Genomic DNA, 15799 nt, shown 5'->3' on the forward strand with positions numbered 1-15799 from the left:
CCTCGGACGGTCCTCCCGTGCTGCCGGCTAGGGAGCGTTGCCCGCCGTGAGCTCCCCGGGGCAGAACGTGCCCTGCTTCGGCAGGACGCCGTTGACCAGGTAGTCGTGCACCTTCGTACGCAGGCAGGCCGCGCGCAGCCTGCTCACGCCCTGCGCCAGGTACGCGCCCTGCCCGTCCCCGTGCCACAGCACCCTCGCCCCGGGGATCTGCCCGGCCGCCCTCGCCGCCCCTGAGGACGGCGTCTCGTTGTCCAGCCGTCCCACGCCGACCAGCACCGGGGGCACCTTGAGCCCGGCCGCCAACGGGTGCGGCGCCCAGCCCGGCGAGCGCGCCACCCCCAGGCACCTGGCCACCTCCGCCCGCCCGCTCAGCCACCCCACCCGGGGGGCCGCCTTCCGCAGTCGCGCCTCCATCTGGAGGAACAGGCGATAACCGGGCGCCGCCAACCCGAAGTCATGACACCACCTGACCCCCTCCGCACTCGCCGACCCCACCTCCCCCACCTCGGACGCCACTCCCCCCACCACACCGGGAACCGCCTCCCCGCGCCGCGACACCGCTCCCGCCGTCCCTGAACCCATCCGCGCACCGGACGCGACACCTCCCCCAGCCACTCCGGAGGCCACCGCTCCAGGGGTCACCACTCCAGGGGCCGCGGTACCAGGGACCGCCGCTCCAGGAACCGCCGTGTCAGAGACCGCCGCTTCAGGAGCTGCCGCTCCGCCACGAGGGGTCGCCTCCGCCATCCCCTGGGGCGCCGCCCCCGACCTCCCCGGCAGCGCCCCAGAAGGCCGGGTCCCGGCCGTTCCGAGAGGCGTCTGCCCTGCGCCGAGGGGTGCTCCCGCCGTACCTGCCGGGGCCGCCTGTCCCGCGCCGGGGATTGCCCCCGTCGTGCCGGGAGGCGCCTGTCCCGCGCCGAGGGGTGCTCCCGCTGTACCTACCGGCGCCAACCGTCCCGCGCCGGGGAGCGCCCCCGTCGGGCCAGGAGGTGCCTGCCCTGCGCCGAGGCGTGCTCCAGCCGTACCTGCGGGGGCCGGCTGGCCTGTGCTGGGGGTGGCTGCCGTGGGGCCGGGAGGGGTGGGTTGTGGGGGCTCGGCGGGGAGCAGGGCGGCCAGGCCCGTGGCGTCGCCCGTTCGGGCTCTGGAGAGGGCCTGCGCGAGCGCCGGCCACCGTGCGGGCGTGAGGCCCGCCCATACGGCGGCGGCGATCTCGTGCCCGCTCACCGTACGCTCGCCACCACCGAGCCGCAGCGGCGCGCGCCTGACCAGGCCGTCGAACACCCGGACGGCGTCCGCGCGGCCGAGCGGGCAGCCGGGACGGTTCCGGCACCAGTCGCGGAAGTACCCGAGCTGCCGCTCCTGGGCACGGGCGTGGGCGAGCAGCCGCCGTTCGAGCCCGGTCTCGGTGTGGTCGGGCAGCCCTTCCAGGTACATCCGCCCGGCCCGGCCGGGGAACAGCTCCAGGTACGCCTGCCCGTACACGCTCCCGTAGCCGTTGCCGAGGTAGCGCAGCCGCGACTCCCCCAGCGCGGCACGTACGGCATCGAGGTCGTGGGCGACCTGCCAGGACGTCAGCCCGGCGTAGGCGGGCCCGAGCGCGGCGCGGCAGGCCCGGTCGTAGACGGCGTTGTCCCGGACGAACGCGCGCCAGGCCGTCCGCCCCTCGGCCACCTGCAACCGGGCCGGGTCCGGCCGGGGCCGGGGGCACGCCCCCGCGTGCCCCCCGTCCCCGGCCCCGCGCGCCTCGACCAGCACGACGTCGAACCACCTGGCCAGTTCGCCCACGGTGTCCGGCCGCGCCGTGACCTCTCGTACGACCGACGCGGACCCCGTGTTGACCACCAGCGCGCCGAGCCGCCGCAGCGGGTCCTGGGCGGGCATCATGGCGAGCCGGACAGCCACGCGGGCCTCGCGCGGCCTGGCCCAGTCGGCGGGGACGGGCAACGTGGCGCACCGCAGCCCGCCGCCACACTCGGACCAGGCGAGCCTCTCCCGCCCAGGCGCCGGCCGCACCGCCCCGGCAACACCCCGCTCCTCGGGCCCAACCGCCCCAAGCTCCGACGCCCCCAGCCCCTGCCCTGCCGCTCCGGCCTCCCCGAGCTCCGACGCCGCCGAACCAGCCGCCCCAAGCTCCGAGCCTGCCGATCCGGCCGCCCCAAGCTCAGACGCCGCCGAACCAGCCGCCCCAAGCCCCGAGCCTGCCGATCTGGTCGCTCCCAGGTCCGCCCCGGCCGATCCGGCCGCGTCCTGCTGCGGCTTCTCAGGCCAGGCGGCCTCGGGTTGCGGCTGCGCGAGCTCGGTCACGTCGCGTTCGGGCCATGGGGTCGGCGAGGCCACCAGGCGCATCGCCTGCCCGACTCCCCCGCCTGCCGCCGGGACCAGGACGGTGACCGCCGCCACCACCGGGATCACGCGCCGAACCATATGCACCGCATCGCCCCCGAACGCTCGTACCTCCAGCCGCATGCCAGTTTCCCAGCGGCCGTCTTCGCAGGTAGAGAAGTCGCAAAAGGTCGATGGGTAAAATCTCGCGCCCGCTCGGCGATTCTCCGTGCCACCGAACCCCCGCCCCCTCACAGAACCCCGCTCGGGCCAGAGGAGGGAAAGAACAGATCGGCCGCAACCAGCCCCTCAGGGGCTACCTCGCGGTTCACCCTCCCCACCCGGACCACTCTTGAGCGACGCGACGCGACGCGACGCGCCGCATGCACGCCCTCGCCCATCGCTCAATCGCCAGCGCCGTAGGAACCCCGGTCGGTGATGGCTGCTGCTCGATGGTCAAGCTGAGCGCGGGCGGGGGAGGGGCGCCTCCACCCGCTCGCGGCGAGCCAGGGTGGCACCAACGCCTCCGCGTCCTTGCCGGTGGGCGCCGCACCCGTCGTGGCCGGGCGGAACGTGAGCTCGGCCCACGTCCAGGTGGGGCGATGCTTCACGACCGCTCCTCCGGCGGCCCGGGAGACGGCGAGAGGCAACCCGGAAAGCGGGGCGCTACCCTCCGAGAACCAGCGACCGAGGGCCCGTCGAGCCGGCAGGCCCGGCACTCCGCCGGTCCGCACAGGCGGCCGACCGGCTCGCCACGGCCACCCACCCGGCAGCGGTGACCCGGCCCAGCCGGGTGCGGTGGCGGAGGCCGTCGAGGTCAGGGTCCGGAATGTCGATGCGGAGGGGCATCACGACAGGACCCCGTGCGGCAAGGCTCCTCCGCGAGCCCCGTCCCAAAGGAGGGCATGAAAAAGCCCCGCACGGGAAACCCGTGCGGGGCTTTTCAAGGCTGAGCCTTAGCTCTGGCCGCCCGCGAGCTTCTCGCGGAGGGCTGCCAGCGCCTCGTCAGAGGCGAGCGCGCCGCTGGCCGGAGCCGACGACGAGCTGCCCGACGGAGGAGCGGTCTCGCCGCTGTAGGACGAGGGAGCGGCCTCGCCGGCCTCCGCCTCGGCCTTGCGGGCCTCCTCGATCTGCTTGCGGTGAGCCTCGAAGCGAGTCTGGGCCTCGGCGTACTGCCGCTCCCACTCCTCACGCTGCTTGTCGAAGCCCTCAAGCCACTCCCCGGTCTCCGGGTCGAAGCCCTCGGGGTAGATGTAGTTGCCCTGGTCGTCGTACGTGGCCGCCATGCCGTAGAGGGTCGGGTCGAACTCGACCTCGGTGCCGACACCCTCGTTGGCCTGCTTCAGCGAGAGGCTGATGCGACGACGGTCGAGGTCGATGTCGATGATCTTCACGAAGATCTCGTCGCCGACCTGGACGACCTGCTCCGGGATCTCCACGTGGCGCTCGGCCAGCTCGGAGATGTGGACCAGGCCCTCGATGCCCTCCTCGACCCGGACGAACGCACCGAACGGCACCAGCTTGGTGACGCGGCCCGGCACGACCTGGCCGATCTGGTGGGTACGGGCGAACTGCTGCCACGGGTCTTCCTGCGTGGCCTTGAGCGACAGGGAGACGCGCTCGCGCTCCATGTCGACGTCGAGGACCTCGACCGTGACCTCCTGGCCCACCTCGACGACCTCGGACGGGTGGTCGATGTGCTTCCAGGACAGCTCGGACACGTGGACCAGACCGTCGACCCCGCCGAGATCGACGAAGGCGCCGAAGTTGACGATCGAAGAGACGACGCCCTTGCGGACCTGGCCCTTCTGCAGGGTGTTGAGGAACGTCTGGCGAACCTCGGACTGCGTCTGCTCCAGCCAGGCGCGGCGGGAGAGAACCACGTTGTTGCGGTTCTTGTCGAGTTCGATGATCTTCGCCTCGAGCTCGCGGCCGACGTACGGCTGCAGGTCGCGGACCCGTCGCATCTCGACCAGGGAGGCGGGGAGGAAGCCGCGCAGGCCGATGTCGAGGATGAGACCACCCTTGACGACCTCGATGACGGTACCGGTGACGATGCCGTCCTCGTCCTTGATCTTCTCGATCGTGCCCCAGGCGCGCTCGTACTGGGCGCGCTTCTTGGACAGGATCAGGCGGCCCTCTTTGTCCTCCTTCTGGAGAACCAGGGCTTCGACGTGCTCCCCGACCTCCACGACGTCAGCAGGGTCGACATCGTGCTTGATCGAAAGCTCGCGCGAGGGGATGACCCCCTCGGTCTTGTAGCCGATATCGAGAAGGACCTCGTCTCGATCGACCTTGACGACGGTGCCCTCGACGATGTCGCCGTCGTTGAAGTATTTGATGGTCTCGTCGATCGCTGCGAGGAAGGCTTCCTCGGACCCGATGTCGTTGACCGCTACCTGCGGGGTGCTCGAGGTGGCCTCAGTGCTGGACGTCATGTGTGGAATTGCTCCGAACGCGGACAGGATGTCGATGTGGCGGATGCGCGGCAGGCCCTCTTCCGCATCAAGCCGAGGAATTACGACATCGACGTGACCGAGCGCGAGCCCGCTCCGTCTGAGGCGCGCGCGAGCCCACAGCGCAGCGATCAGCATATGAGACCTTGGCCACGGGGTCAATCCGGAGGCACATCAGTACGCGATGATCTGGGACTCCCGCTTGGGGTTGATATTACCCCGTACCCTGCGCGGGACGGAGATCCGCGTGGGATCGCCGTCCGAGACGTAGCGCTCGCCGGGGTGCTTGTTCAGCCACTCCAGCCAGTACTGCGAGCACCACTTGCGGCACTCTCCCCGCTTGCCGTTGCTCTGGATCCGCTGGATCGCCCCACGGTCGAAGTTTTTCGCGAAGGGCGAAAGGGACGGCTGGGCCCCGGCGAGGAACACGCCCGCGAAATCATAGCGGGTCCCGTCCCAGGAGCCGGTACGGGCGAGCTTCTTGGGCCGCGGCACCGACCCGTACGGCAGGGCCAGGGTCTTGTCCGGCGGCGCCCCCAGCTTCTTGAGCAGGCGCTCCAGCCGGACGATCTGCTCGCGCACCTTCTTCTTGCCCAGCCGCCGCAGGTCCGGATGGGACCAGGTGTGGTTGGCGACCTCGAAGCCGTGATCGACCAGCCACCGCACCGCGGCCGTCTGCCGCTCCTGGTCGCGCAGCCCGAACGGCTCACGGTTGATCCAGAACGTCGCGGCCGGCCGGAACGAGGGGTAGCGGGCGGCCACGTCGAGGATCACGCCGACGGCGGTGTCGGGCTCGGGGTTGCCCGCGTCGTCGAGCGCGAAGTGGCTCGGATGACCGTCGTCGAACGTCAGCACGACCGGGAACCGCCCGGCCGGCACCCGGATGTCGCCGGTGGCGAACTCCCTGGCCGTGATGGGCACGTAGCCCTGCCTGGCCAGTTTCTCCAGCTCCTGCCTGAGCTGGGCGGGGGTGCGGTCGATGGAGGCCACGCGCTTGCGCAGGATCCGGTGGTACATGAGGATCGGCACCAGGCCCGCCTCGTTGGCGCGTACCTGCCGGGCGAACTCGGGGGTGGCGACCACGCCGGGGGGCTGGGAGGTGTCCTGCGGCTGTCCCTGCGGGGGTGAGACGGGGGCGATCACGCCGACCCGGGCCGACGCCTGGGTAGTAGGACTCTCACCGTCAGGTAAGAGGCTCAGCCCGACGACGGCCACGGTCACCACGGCCACGTTCGCGATTGCGATGATCCGCGTGAAGGACGCTGGTACCCGCACAAATCTCCCGACATCTCGGCCAAACTGTCTTCAGCGTAGACGAGAAGCCCCGGAGACGGCGGGGCCACGCCATTCGCGATATGTCGGACTGCCCCGCCGTGTCGGGATAAACATCGTCAGTGGCCGGCGTCCTGCCACGTACGCCCGACGCCCACCGAGACCTCCAGCGGAACGCGCAGGTGGTAGGCGGCGTTCATCTGGTCGCACACGAGCTGCCGCAGCGTCTCCAGCTCGCCCGGCGCGACCTCGAACACCAGCTCGTCGTGGACCTGCAGCAACATCCGCGAGGCCAGCCCCTCCTCGGCGATGGCCTGGTGGACGTGGAGCATGGCGACCTTGATGATGTCGGCCGCCGAGCCCTGGATGGGGGCGTTGAGCGCCATGCGCTCGGCCATCTCCCTGCGCTGGCGGTTGTCGCTGGTCAGGTCGGGCAGGTAGCGGCGGCGGCCCATGATCGTCTCGGTGTAGCCGTCGGTGCGCGCCTGGGCCACGATGGCCTGCAGGAAGTCGCGCACGCCGCCGAACTCGGTGAAGTACTCCTCCTTCAGCGCCCGCGCCTCCGAGACCGGGATGTTGAGCTGCCCGGACAGGCCGAAGTCGGACAGGCCGTAGGCCAGGCCGTAGTTCATCGCCTTGATGCGCGCCCGCAGCTCGCTGTCGATCTGCTCGGGCGGCAGGTCGAACACCCGGGCCGCGGTGGCCTGGTGGAAGTCGTGGCCGGACTCGAAGGCCTCGATCAGCGACTCGTCGCCGGACAGGTGGGCCATGATGCGCAGCTCGATCTGGCTGTAGTCGGCCGTCAGCAGCCGCTCGTAGCCCTCGCCGACCACGAAGCCCTGCCGGATGCGGCGGCCCTCGGCGGTGCGGATCGGGATGTTCTGCAGGTTGGGCTTCTCCGACGACAGGCGGCCGGTGGCGGCGATGATCTGGTTGAACGTGGTGTGGATGCGCCCGTCGTCGCCGACCTCCTTGATCAGGCCCTCGACCGTGGTGCGCAGCTTCTGCTGGTCGCGGTGGCGCAGCATGATCGTCGGCAGCTCGTGCTCGGTCTGGGTGGCGAGCCAGGCGAGCTGGTCGGCGTCGGTGCTGTAGCCGGTCTTGATCTTCTTGGTCTTCGGCAGGTTGAGCCGGGTGAACAGGATCTCCTGGAGCTGCTTGGGCGAGCCCAGGTTGAACTGCTCGCCGACGGAGCGGTGGGCCTCCTCCACGGCGTGCTTGACCGCGGCGCCGAACTCGGCCTCCAGCCCCGCGAAGTACTGGCTGTCGACGGCGATGCCGGCCCGCTCCATCTCGGCCAGCACCGACAGCAGCGGCAGCTCGACGTCGGCCAGGAGCTGGGTGCCGCCGCGGCCGGCCAGGAAGCTCTCAAGGGAGTCGGCCAGCTCGCGCACGGCGTGGGCGCGCAGCGCGAGGTCTTTGGCCGGCGCGTCCTCGTCGTCGCCGAACAGGGCGGCCTGGCCGCCGGACTCCTCCTCGGCCCGCAGGTCGCGGTGGAGGTAGCGCCTGGCCAGGTCCTCCAGCGCGAACGTGCGCTGGCCCGGCATGGCGAGGTAGGCGGCCAGCGCGGTGTCGCAGCTCAGGCCGCGCAGCTCCATGCCCTGGGCCCACAGGGCCAGGATCGGGCCCTTGGCGTCGTGGACGGCCTTGGGCCTGCTCTCGTCACCCAGCCAGGCCCGCAGCGCCGCCTCGTCGGCCTCGGTGAGCTTGACGGGGTCGATGTGGGCGGCGGTGCCGTCGGGCGAGGCGATGGCGATGCCGTCGATGCGGCCCGAGCCGCTGCCGTAGGAGCCCTTGAAGGCCAGCCCGGCGCGGCCCTGCGGGAGCGCCGCCAGCCAGCCGGCCACCCGGTCGGGGCCGAGGATGACGGTCTCGACCTCGAAGCCCTGCTCGGGCTCCGCCTCGCCGGTGCCGAGCACCTTGAAGACGCGCTCGCGCAGCTCGCCGCGGATCTGCAGGGTGTCGAACAGCTTGTTGATCTCCTCGCGCTCCCACGCGCCCTGGGTGAGGTCGCCGAGCTCGACGTCGAGCGGCACGTCGCGCAGCAGCTCGGTCAGGCGGCGGTTCATCAGCACCTGGGCGACGTGCTCGCGCAGCTTGTCGCCGACCTTGCCCTTGACCTCGTCGACGCGGTCGACCAGCGCGGTGAGGGAGCCGAACTCGCGCACCCACTTGGCCGCGGTCTTCTCGCCGACGCTGGGGATGGACAGCAGGTTGTCGCTGGGGTCGCCGCGCAGGGCGGCGAAGTCGGGGTACTGGGCCGGGGTCAGGCCGTACTTCTCCTCGACCGCCTCGGGGGTGAACCGGGTCATGTCGCTGATGCCGCGGCGCGTCATCAGCACGGTGACGTGCTCGTCGACGAGCTGCAGGGCGTCGCGGTCGCCAGTGACGATCAGGACGCTCATGCCCTCGCCGGCCGCGCGGGTGGCCAGGGTGGCGATGAGGTCGTCGGCCTCGAAGCCCGCCTTGGACAGGTGCGGGATGCGCAGCGTGTCGAGCAGCTCGTAGATGAGCTGCATCTGGCCGCGGAAGTCTTCGGGGGTCTCGCTCCGGTTGGCCTTGTAGTCGGAGTACTCCTCGTGGCGGAACGTCGGCTCCGACCGGTCGAAGGCCACCGCCACGTGGGTCGGCTGCTCGTCGCGCAGGATGTTCGTCAGCATCGAGGTGAACCCGTAGACCGCCTCGGTGTGCTGACCGTCGGTGGTCATGAGGTTGGCGTCTTTGAGCGCGTAGAAGGCGCGGTAGGCCAGGGAATGCCCGTCAAGCAGCAACAGGCACGGGCGGCTGGGGGTCACTTCACTCTTCGGCACGTACGCAGCCTAGTCTGCGTCAACGACAGAAAACCCGAGCTCGGAAGAGTGGAGACATCCCCTTGACGCAGACCGATCCGCTGGACTTCTCCGCGTACGGCGCGGTGCACGAGGGCACGCTGGCCCACCGCATGGGCATCGAGTTCGTCGAGGCCGGCCCCGAGCGCGTCGTCGGCAGGATGCCGGTCGAGGGCAACACCCAGCCCTACGGCCTGCTGCACGGCGGCGCGTCGGCGGTGCTGGCCGAGACGCTGGGCTCGGTGGCCGCGGCGATCCACGCCGGCCCCGGCCGCATCGCCGTCGGCATCGAGATCAACGCCACCCACCACCGCTCGGCGACGTCGGGGTACGTGACCGGGGTCGCGACGCGGTTGCACGGCGGACGCACCTTGGCGACGTACGACATCGAGATCACCGACGAGGAGGGACGGCGGGTGTGCACCTCCAGACTGACGTGCATGCTGCGCGACCAGCGCCCCTGACGTCACTTTGACCGAACCTTTGCGCAGCGGCCCCGTCGATCGCTACGGTTGTCCGAACAGAGCCCGCGGGGAGGCCCGGTAGATAACGTGTACGGCCGGGGAAGCCCTACATGGCCCCAAAGGCCGCTCCGCGGGCTCGTCCACGTTTTCTTCCCATCGTTACCGTTTCGTTTTCGGCGTGGGCCAGGCGTCTTCCCTCATTTAGCCCCTGACCTGCCGCGTTGTTTGCTCACATGTGTGGCACACGCATGTCACTAATTGGTGACGAACCATACTGAAACGGGCGTCTGCGGAATAAGCTCCCGCCATTGCATCCCAGTTGTGCCTGCGATGCGCGCGTGTCGAGATGGAGGGGTACAACCCCGCCTTGACCTATTTGAGGGAGCACCATTGCGCAGAGCCGTGATCGCGTTCACGGCCTTCCTGGGTGGACTCATCTTCCTGCTGGCCAGTCCCGCGCAGGCGGGGCCGGCCGGATGCCAGGGTTTGAAGGGGACGCTCAAACTCCAAGGCCAGCCAGTGAACGGCGTCAAAATCGCCGTGACCACCGAGGGCGGACAACCCGTCAAGGAGGTCACTACAAACGCACAGGGCACGTGGGAAGTTCCTACCGACAAGGGCAAGTTCAAGGTCACCCTTGACCCGAACTCCCTTCCGAAAAACGCCGAGGTGCGCGGCGGCAGCAACGTGCGCACGCCGACCGTCTTCGAGGGCAACTGCTCGACCGTGCTGTTCGCGTTGCAGGCCAAGGGTGTCGCCGGCCAGCCGCAGGGAGACGACGGGAGCGGGGAGAGCAGCGTCTGGGACACCGCGGCGCAGCTCGCCTTCGAGGGGCTCAACCTCGGGCTGATCATCGCCCTGGCCGCGCTCGGCCTGTCGCTGATCTACGGCACGACCGGCCTGACCAACTTCGCCCACGGCGAGCTGGTCACGCTCGGCGCGGTGCTGGCCTACATGTTCAACGTGGGCTTCGGACTCCATCTCATCCCCGCCGCGGTGCTCGCCGTGGCGCTGGGCGGCGCGTTCGGTTACGCCCAGGACCGCCTGTTCTGGGGCCAGCTGCGCAGGCGCGGCACCGGCATCGTCGCCATGATGATCGTCTCCATCGGCGTCGCGCTGGTCATGCGCTACGTCATGCTGATCTTCTTCGGCGGCCAGAACGAGGCCTACGCCCAGTACACGGCCCAGCCGGGCATCGAGGTCGGGCCGATCTCCGCGGCTCCCAAGAACTTCGTGGCGATGGGCATCGAGCTGGCCGTGCTGCTCCTGGTCGGCTTCGCGCTGCTGCGCACCCGCACCGGCAAGGCGGCCAGGGCCGTGTCGGACAACCCCGCGCTCGCGGCCTCGTCCGGCATCAACGTCGACCGGGTCATCCGGATCGTCTGGACCCTGGGCGGCGCCATCGCGGCGCTGGCCGGCATCATGCTCGGGCTCTCCCAGAACCTGAAGTACACGATGGGCCAGGACATCCTGCTGCTCATCTTCGCCGGCGTCACGCTCGGCGGGCTCGGCACCGCCTTCGGCGCGCTGGTCGGCTCTCTGGTGGTCGGCCTGTTCATCCAGGTCTCCACCCTGTGGGTGCCGCCGGAGCTCAAGAGCGTCGGCGCGCTGGTCGTGCTCATCATCGTGCTCCTCGTCCGGCCCCAGGGCATCCTGGGCCGCCGCGAGCGAATCGGCTGATCGGGGGAGGATCAGAATGGACTGGATCACGATCATCAGCACGACGCTGAAGTCCGCGGTCGGCGTCGAGACCGTGCTGTACGCGCTCGCCGCGATCGGCATCAACATCCAATTCGGCTACACCGGCCTGCTCAACTTCGGCCAGGCGGCGTTCATGGGCGTGGCCGGCTACGGCCTGGCCGTCACCGTCACCGTCATGGGCCTGCCGTTCTGGGTCGGCATCATCGTCGGCCTGCTCGCCGCGGTGCTCCTGGCGATCCTGCTCGGCATCCCGACCCTCCAGCTGCGCGCCGACTACCTGGCCATCGTGACGATCGCGGCGGCCGAGATCGTCCGGCTGGTGTTCCGCTCGGTGGCGTTCAAGAGCGTCTTCGGCGGCTCGGACGGCCAGCGCGGCTTCTCCGACGGCTTCTACGCGCTCAACCCCTACCCCGAGGGCCAGTACGGCTTCAACCTCGGCTCCGTCCCCCTGTTCTTCAACCACCGGGTGCTGTGGGTGCTGACCGTGGGCTGGGTGCTCATCGCCCTGTGCTGCGGGCTGGTCTACCTGCTGATGAAGAGCCCCTGGGGCCGCGTGCTCAAGGCCATCCGCGAGGACGAGGACGCCGTGCGCAGCCTCGGCAAGAACGTCTTCTCCTACAAGATGCAGTCGCTCATCCTGGGCGGCGTCGTGGGCTGCCTGGGCGGCTTCATCTACGGCCTGGCCTACGCCTCGGTCCAGCCCGACATCTTCGGCACCGAGACGACGTTCTACGCGTACACGATGGTCATCCTCGGCGGCGCCGCCCGCGTGCTCGGCCCCGTCGTGGGCGCGTCGATCTTCTGGGTGCTGCTCGTCCTGATCTACGGCGTGCTCTCCGAGGCCGTCGGCGCCGGGATCATCACCTTCATGGACACGAACCAGGTGGGCGCCGTCCGCTGGATCCTGGTCGGCCTGGGTCTCGTCCTGTTGCTCATCTTCCGGCCACAGGGCATCTTCGGCGACAAGAGGGAGATAGCAATCAATGCACGCTGAAACCACGGCCACCGACCGCAAGGCCGCGGCGCTGGCCGCCTTCAAGGACCTGGCCCGCGACCCGGGCGTGCCGAAGCCGGACCCGATCCTCACCGTCGACAACGTCGTGCGCCGCTTCGGCGGCCTGACCGCGGTCGAGGTCGCCCACGTCGAGATCCAGCGGGGTTCCATCACCGCGCTGATCGGCCCCAACGGCGCCGGCAAGACGACCTTCTTCAACCAGCTCACCGGCTTCGACACCGCCGACTCCGGCTCGTGGACGTTCAACGGGCGCAGCATGAGCGGGGTGCCGGCCCACAAGGTCGCCCGCGCCGGCATGGTGCGCACCTTCCAGCTCACCAAGGCGCTGTCCCGCCTGACCGTCATGGAGAACATGCGCCTGGGCGCCCAGCGGCAGAAGGGCGAGACGTTCTGGCGGGCGCTCATCCCGTCGATGTGGCGCGGCCAGGAGGACGAGATCACCGTCCGCGCCGAGGAGCTCCTCGAACGCTTCAAGCTGGGCGCCAAGCGGGACGACTTCGCCGGCTCGTTGTCCGGCGGCCAGCGCAAGCTGCTGGAGATGGCCCGCGCCCTCATGGTCCAGCCGGAGCTGGTCATGCTGGACGAGCCCATGGCGGGCGTGAACCCGGCCCTGACCCAGTCGCTGCTCGGCCACGTCAAGGACCTGCGCGAGCAGGGCATGACGGTGCTGTTCGTCGAGCACGACATGGACATGGTCCGCGACATCAGCGACTGGGTGATCGTCATGGCGCAGGGCGCCGTGATCGCCGAGGGCCCGCCCGACACGATCATGTCGGACGAGCGCGTGATCGACGCCTACCTCGGCGCCCACCACGACGCCCCGCTCTCGGACACCGAACTGGAGTCGCAGCTCCACGAGGCCGAGGCGGCTCTGGAGGCCGAGATCGAAGAGGAGACGCAGAAGTGAGCGACGCCCCCGAGGCCGCCCCCGAGTCGCAGGCGGCCGTCACCGACCGCACCGCGCACCTGGAAGGCGCCGAAGACGCCGTGCTGCGGTGCGACGAGCTGATCGCCGGCTACCTGCCGGGCGTCAACATCCTCAACGGCTCCGACCTCTACGTCAAAGAGGGCGAGCTGATCGGCATCATCGGCCCCAACGGCGCCGGCAAGTCGACGCTGCTGAAGGCCATGTTCGGGCTGGTCAACATCCGCAGCGGCACGGTGCTGCTCAAGGGTGAGAACATCACGAACATGAAGGCGCACTCGCTGGTCTCCCGCGGCGTCGGCTACGTGCCGCAGACCAACAACGTCTTCCCCAGCCTCACCATCGAGGAGAACCTGGAGATGGGCGCCTTCCAGGTGCCCGGCAAGTTCAAGGAGCGCTTCGAGTTCGTCGCCGAGCTGTTCCCGGCGCTCAAGGAGCGCCGCAAGCAGCGCGCGGGCTCCCTGTCCGGCGGTGAGCGGCAGATGGTGGCCATGGCCAGGGCGCTCATGACCGAGCCGTCGGTGCTGCTGCTGGACGAGCCGTCGGCGGGCCTGTCGCCCAAGCTCCAGGACCTGGTCTTCATCCAGGCCCAGCAGATCAACAAGGCGGGCGTGACGGTGATCATGGTGGAGCAGAACGCCCGCCGCTGCCTGCAGATCTGCCACCGCGGCTACGTGCTCGACCAGGGCCGAAACGCCTACACCGGCACCGGCAGGCAGCTCGCCAACGACCCCAAGGTCATCGAGCTGTACCTGGGCACGCTGGCCAAGGCGTAACCGGATCGAACGGAGAAGGGGCTCCCCCGGGGCCCCTTCTCCGTTTTTTAATGAACGTTGTGAAACGAATGCTGACAGTGGCGCTCGTCCTGCCCGTCCTGCTCGTCGGCTGCCAGGAGGACGCCTCCTCGGCGCAGCGGTACAGCACCGGCGGCGACCCGACCGACAGCCCGTGCGCGCGCGTGGTCTCGGCCATCGGCTACGCCGACCTGATGCTGCGGCCGAAGGGCCAGGAGGAGCAGCAGTACTTCGAGGACGCCGTCATCGGCCGGCTGGCCGAGCTGCGCGGCATCACGCTCCAGTTCGGCGACCGGCTGCCGGCCTCGCTGCACGCCGCCGTCCAGAGCGTCGAGACGGCCACCGCGGGCCTGTCCAGGAACGACGTGCCGCACGCGCGGCAGGTCGCGCTGCTGCGGCAGTACCGGGCCGCCGCCGAGCAGATCGTGGCCGGCTGCGCATGACGGAAGGGCCCGGTCCGCGCGGACCGGGCCCTTCTCGGGGTGCTGCGGGAGGCTGATCAGCCGGCGATGTTGCCGGTGCGGTACTCCAGCGCCTTGGTGGCGTACTTGTTGTCCTTGCCGTACTGGTAGATGCCGATGGTGGCCACGGCGGGGTCACCGGCGTCGTTGAACTCGACCGGGCCGCTCACGCCGTCGTAGTCGATGTCCTTGCCGGCCTTGAGCAGGTCGATGCAGCTCTTGAAGTCCTTGCACTTCTCGCCGCCCTTGCTGACCTCGGCCAGCTTGGCGGCGATGTCGGTGCCCGCGTCGCTCTTGGCGGCCTCGGCGGCCAGGGCGAGCAGGTTCATCGCGTCGTAGGACTCGGGGGCGTAGCTGTAGTCCTCCAGCTTGGGGTTGATGCCGAGGAGCTTCTTCTGGAACTCCTCCGGAGCGGCCGCGCCCGGGATGGTGCCCTTGACGCCCTCAAGCGTGCCCTTGGGCATCTTGACGTAGTTGGTGTTGGAGGTGTTGCCGTCGACCATGTACCACTTGTGCTTGTCGGCCGGCAGGCCCTGCTTGACCAGCTCCTGGATGACCTTGGCGGTCTCCTCGAACCCGATCAGGACGATGCCCTTGGGGTTCTTGGCCTTGATCTTCGCCACGTCGGCGGAGAAGTCGGCGGCCTTGGGGTCGTAGTCGACGCGCTCGACGACCTCGCCGCCGCCGTCGGTGACCGTCTTCTGCACCTGGTCGGCCAGGCCGGTGCCGTAGGAGTCCTGCATCGCCAGGATGCCGACGGTGTCGTTGCCGTCGGACACCACCAGGTCGCCGAGCACGCGGCCCTGCAGCTTGTCGGGCGGCGAGGTGCGGAAGTACAGGCCCTTGTCCTCGATCGTGGTGAACTTGTCGGAGGTGTTGGCGGGCGAGAAGTGGATGACGCCCGCGCCCGTGATCTTGTCGATCACCGACTCCGACACCGAGGAGGACGCCGCGCCGATGATCGCGTCGGCCTTCTGGGCCAGCAGCTTGTCCACCGACTGCGAGGCGATGTTCGTGGTGGTGTCGCCCGAGTCGGTGTCGTACTTGGTGACGGGCTTGCCGAGCACGCCCCCGGCCTCGTTGATCTCCTTGATGGCCAGGTCGACGCCGGCGAACTCGGGCGGGCCGAGGAAGGCGAGCGAACCGGTCTGGGGCAGCAGCGTACCGATCGTGAGGGTGCCGTCGCCCTTCGCCGCGGGAGCCGACGAGGATGGCGCGGCCGGCTGCGAGGACTGCGTGGCGGTGTTGCTGCCGCCACCGCCGCAGGCCGTCAGGGCCAAACTGGTGGCGGCCACGACAGCCAGCGCCCGCCCCACGGGAGCAATGCGGATCATGAAGTGTCTCCTTCATTTCCAGGCCGGGATCCTCAGCACCGCCGAGCGCTCCCGATCGAATGACGGAAACGTACAAAATCGCCGTGTACTCGAACCAGATGGCAGGGTGAACTGTCGGCACTTGGATGCGGAGTCGTAATCAGTCCTCAACTTACGGACCTGCGCTAGCAGGCTTAATGTGCGACGGGTGAAGCGTTTTACGCCTGTCCTAGTCACGGCGGTCCTTC

11 protein-coding genes are annotated in these 15799 nt (G+C 69.8%); 6 read left to right on the forward strand and 5 right to left on the reverse strand.

Annotated features, from left to right (window positions below; translation table 11 throughout):
• Positions 1–27: 27 nt before the first annotated feature.
• The 4 genes from ABT158_RS28000 to polA all read right to left on the reverse strand — a co-directional run bounded on the left by ABT158_RS28000 (position 28) and on the right by polA (position 8860).
• Positions 28–1944 (reverse strand): alpha/beta hydrolase, encoded by a 1917-nt coding sequence (locus ABT158_RS28000; RefSeq protein ID WP_352358286.1) that lies wholly within the window; start codon positions 1942–1944, stop codon positions 28–30.
• Positions 1945–3278: 1334 nt separating this feature from the next.
• Positions 3279–4760: a 30S ribosomal protein S1 gene (rpsA, locus tag ABT158_RS28005; RefSeq protein WP_352358288.1), complete on the reverse strand. Its 1482-nt coding sequence runs from the start codon at positions 4758–4760 to the stop codon at positions 3279–3281.
• Between the two features lie 192 nt (positions 4761–4952).
• Positions 4953–6008, reverse strand: a complete 1056-nt coding sequence (locus ABT158_RS28010; RefSeq protein WP_352358290.1) for a polysaccharide deacetylase family protein — start codon at positions 6006–6008, stop codon at positions 4953–4955.
• 161 nt (positions 6009–6169) lie between these two features.
• Positions 6170–8860: a DNA polymerase I gene (polA, locus tag ABT158_RS28015; RefSeq protein ID WP_352358292.1), complete on the reverse strand. Its 2691-nt coding sequence runs from the start codon at positions 8858–8860 to the stop codon at positions 6170–6172.
• A gap of 131 nt (positions 8861–8991) precedes the next feature.
• Between polA and ABT158_RS28020 the strand changes: the two genes are divergently transcribed.
• The 6 genes from ABT158_RS28020 to ABT158_RS28045 all read left to right on the forward strand — a co-directional run bounded on the left by ABT158_RS28020 (position 8992) and on the right by ABT158_RS28045 (position 14220).
• Positions 8992–9342: a PaaI family thioesterase gene (locus ABT158_RS28020; RefSeq protein WP_387645449.1), complete on the forward strand. Its 351-nt coding sequence runs from the start codon at positions 8992–8994 to the stop codon at positions 9340–9342.
• 519 nt (positions 9343–9861) lie between these two features.
• Positions 9862–11022 (forward strand): branched-chain amino acid ABC transporter permease, encoded by a 1161-nt coding sequence (locus tag ABT158_RS28025; protein WP_352358294.1) that lies wholly within the window; start codon positions 9862–9864, stop codon positions 11020–11022.
• A 16-nt stretch (positions 11023–11038) separates the two neighbouring features.
• On the forward strand, positions 11039–12037 hold the full coding sequence (locus ABT158_RS28030; RefSeq protein ID WP_352358296.1) for a branched-chain amino acid ABC transporter permease: 999 nt from the start codon (positions 11039–11041) through the stop codon (positions 12035–12037).
• The gene (locus ABT158_RS28035) at positions 12027–12965 is read left to right on the forward strand and encodes an ABC transporter ATP-binding protein (RefSeq protein ID WP_352358298.1); all 939 of its coding nucleotides are present in this window, start codon (positions 12027–12029) and stop codon (positions 12963–12965) included. Before ABT158_RS28030 ends, ABT158_RS28035 begins: the two co-directional genes overlap by 11 nt.
• Positions 12962–13759 carry an ABC transporter ATP-binding protein gene (locus tag ABT158_RS28040; protein ID WP_352331023.1) on the forward strand — a complete coding sequence of 266 codons (798 nt, stop codon included), beginning with the start codon at positions 12962–12964 and terminating at the stop codon, positions 13757–13759. Before ABT158_RS28035 ends, ABT158_RS28040 begins: the two co-directional genes overlap by 4 nt.
• A 59-nt stretch (positions 13760–13818) precedes the next feature.
• Complete coding sequence (locus ABT158_RS28045; RefSeq protein WP_352358300.1) at positions 13819–14220, forward strand: hypothetical protein; 402 nt, start codon at positions 13819–13821, stop codon at positions 14218–14220.
• Positions 14221–14276: 56 nt separating this feature from the next.
• On the opposite strand, the gene ABT158_RS28050 is transcribed toward ABT158_RS28045, so the two are convergent.
• A complete protein-coding gene (locus tag ABT158_RS28050) occupies positions 14277–15572 on the reverse strand; it encodes an ABC transporter substrate-binding protein (RefSeq protein WP_352358302.1) in 1296 nt (431 codons plus the stop codon).
• Positions 15573–15799 lie beyond the last annotated feature (227 nt).

Origin of the sequence: Nonomuraea sp. NPDC001636 (genome assembly GCF_040298265.1) — a bacterium.
Taxonomy (GTDB): domain Bacteria; phylum Actinomycetota; class Actinomycetes; order Streptosporangiales; family Streptosporangiaceae; genus Nonomuraea.

Coding starts and splice junctions, on each gene's coding strand:
- ABT158_RS28035 (WP_352358298.1), top strand. CDS start 12,027: ATGCACGCTGAAACCACGGCCACCGACCGCAAGGCCGCGGCGCTGGCC.
- ABT158_RS28030 (WP_352358296.1), top strand. CDS start 11,039: ATGGACTGGATCACGATCATCAGCACGACGCTGAAGTCCGCGGTCGGC.
- ABT158_RS28050 (WP_352358302.1), bottom strand. CDS start 15,572: ATGATCCGCATTGCTCCCGTGGGGCGGGCGCTGGCTGTCGTGGCCGCC.
- ABT158_RS28020 (WP_387645449.1), top strand. CDS start 8,992: ATGGGCATCGAGTTCGTCGAGGCCGGCCCCGAGCGCGTCGTCGGCAGG.
- rpsA (WP_352358288.1), bottom strand. CDS start 4,760: ATGACGTCCAGCACTGAGGCCACCTCGAGCACCCCGCAGGTAGCGGTC.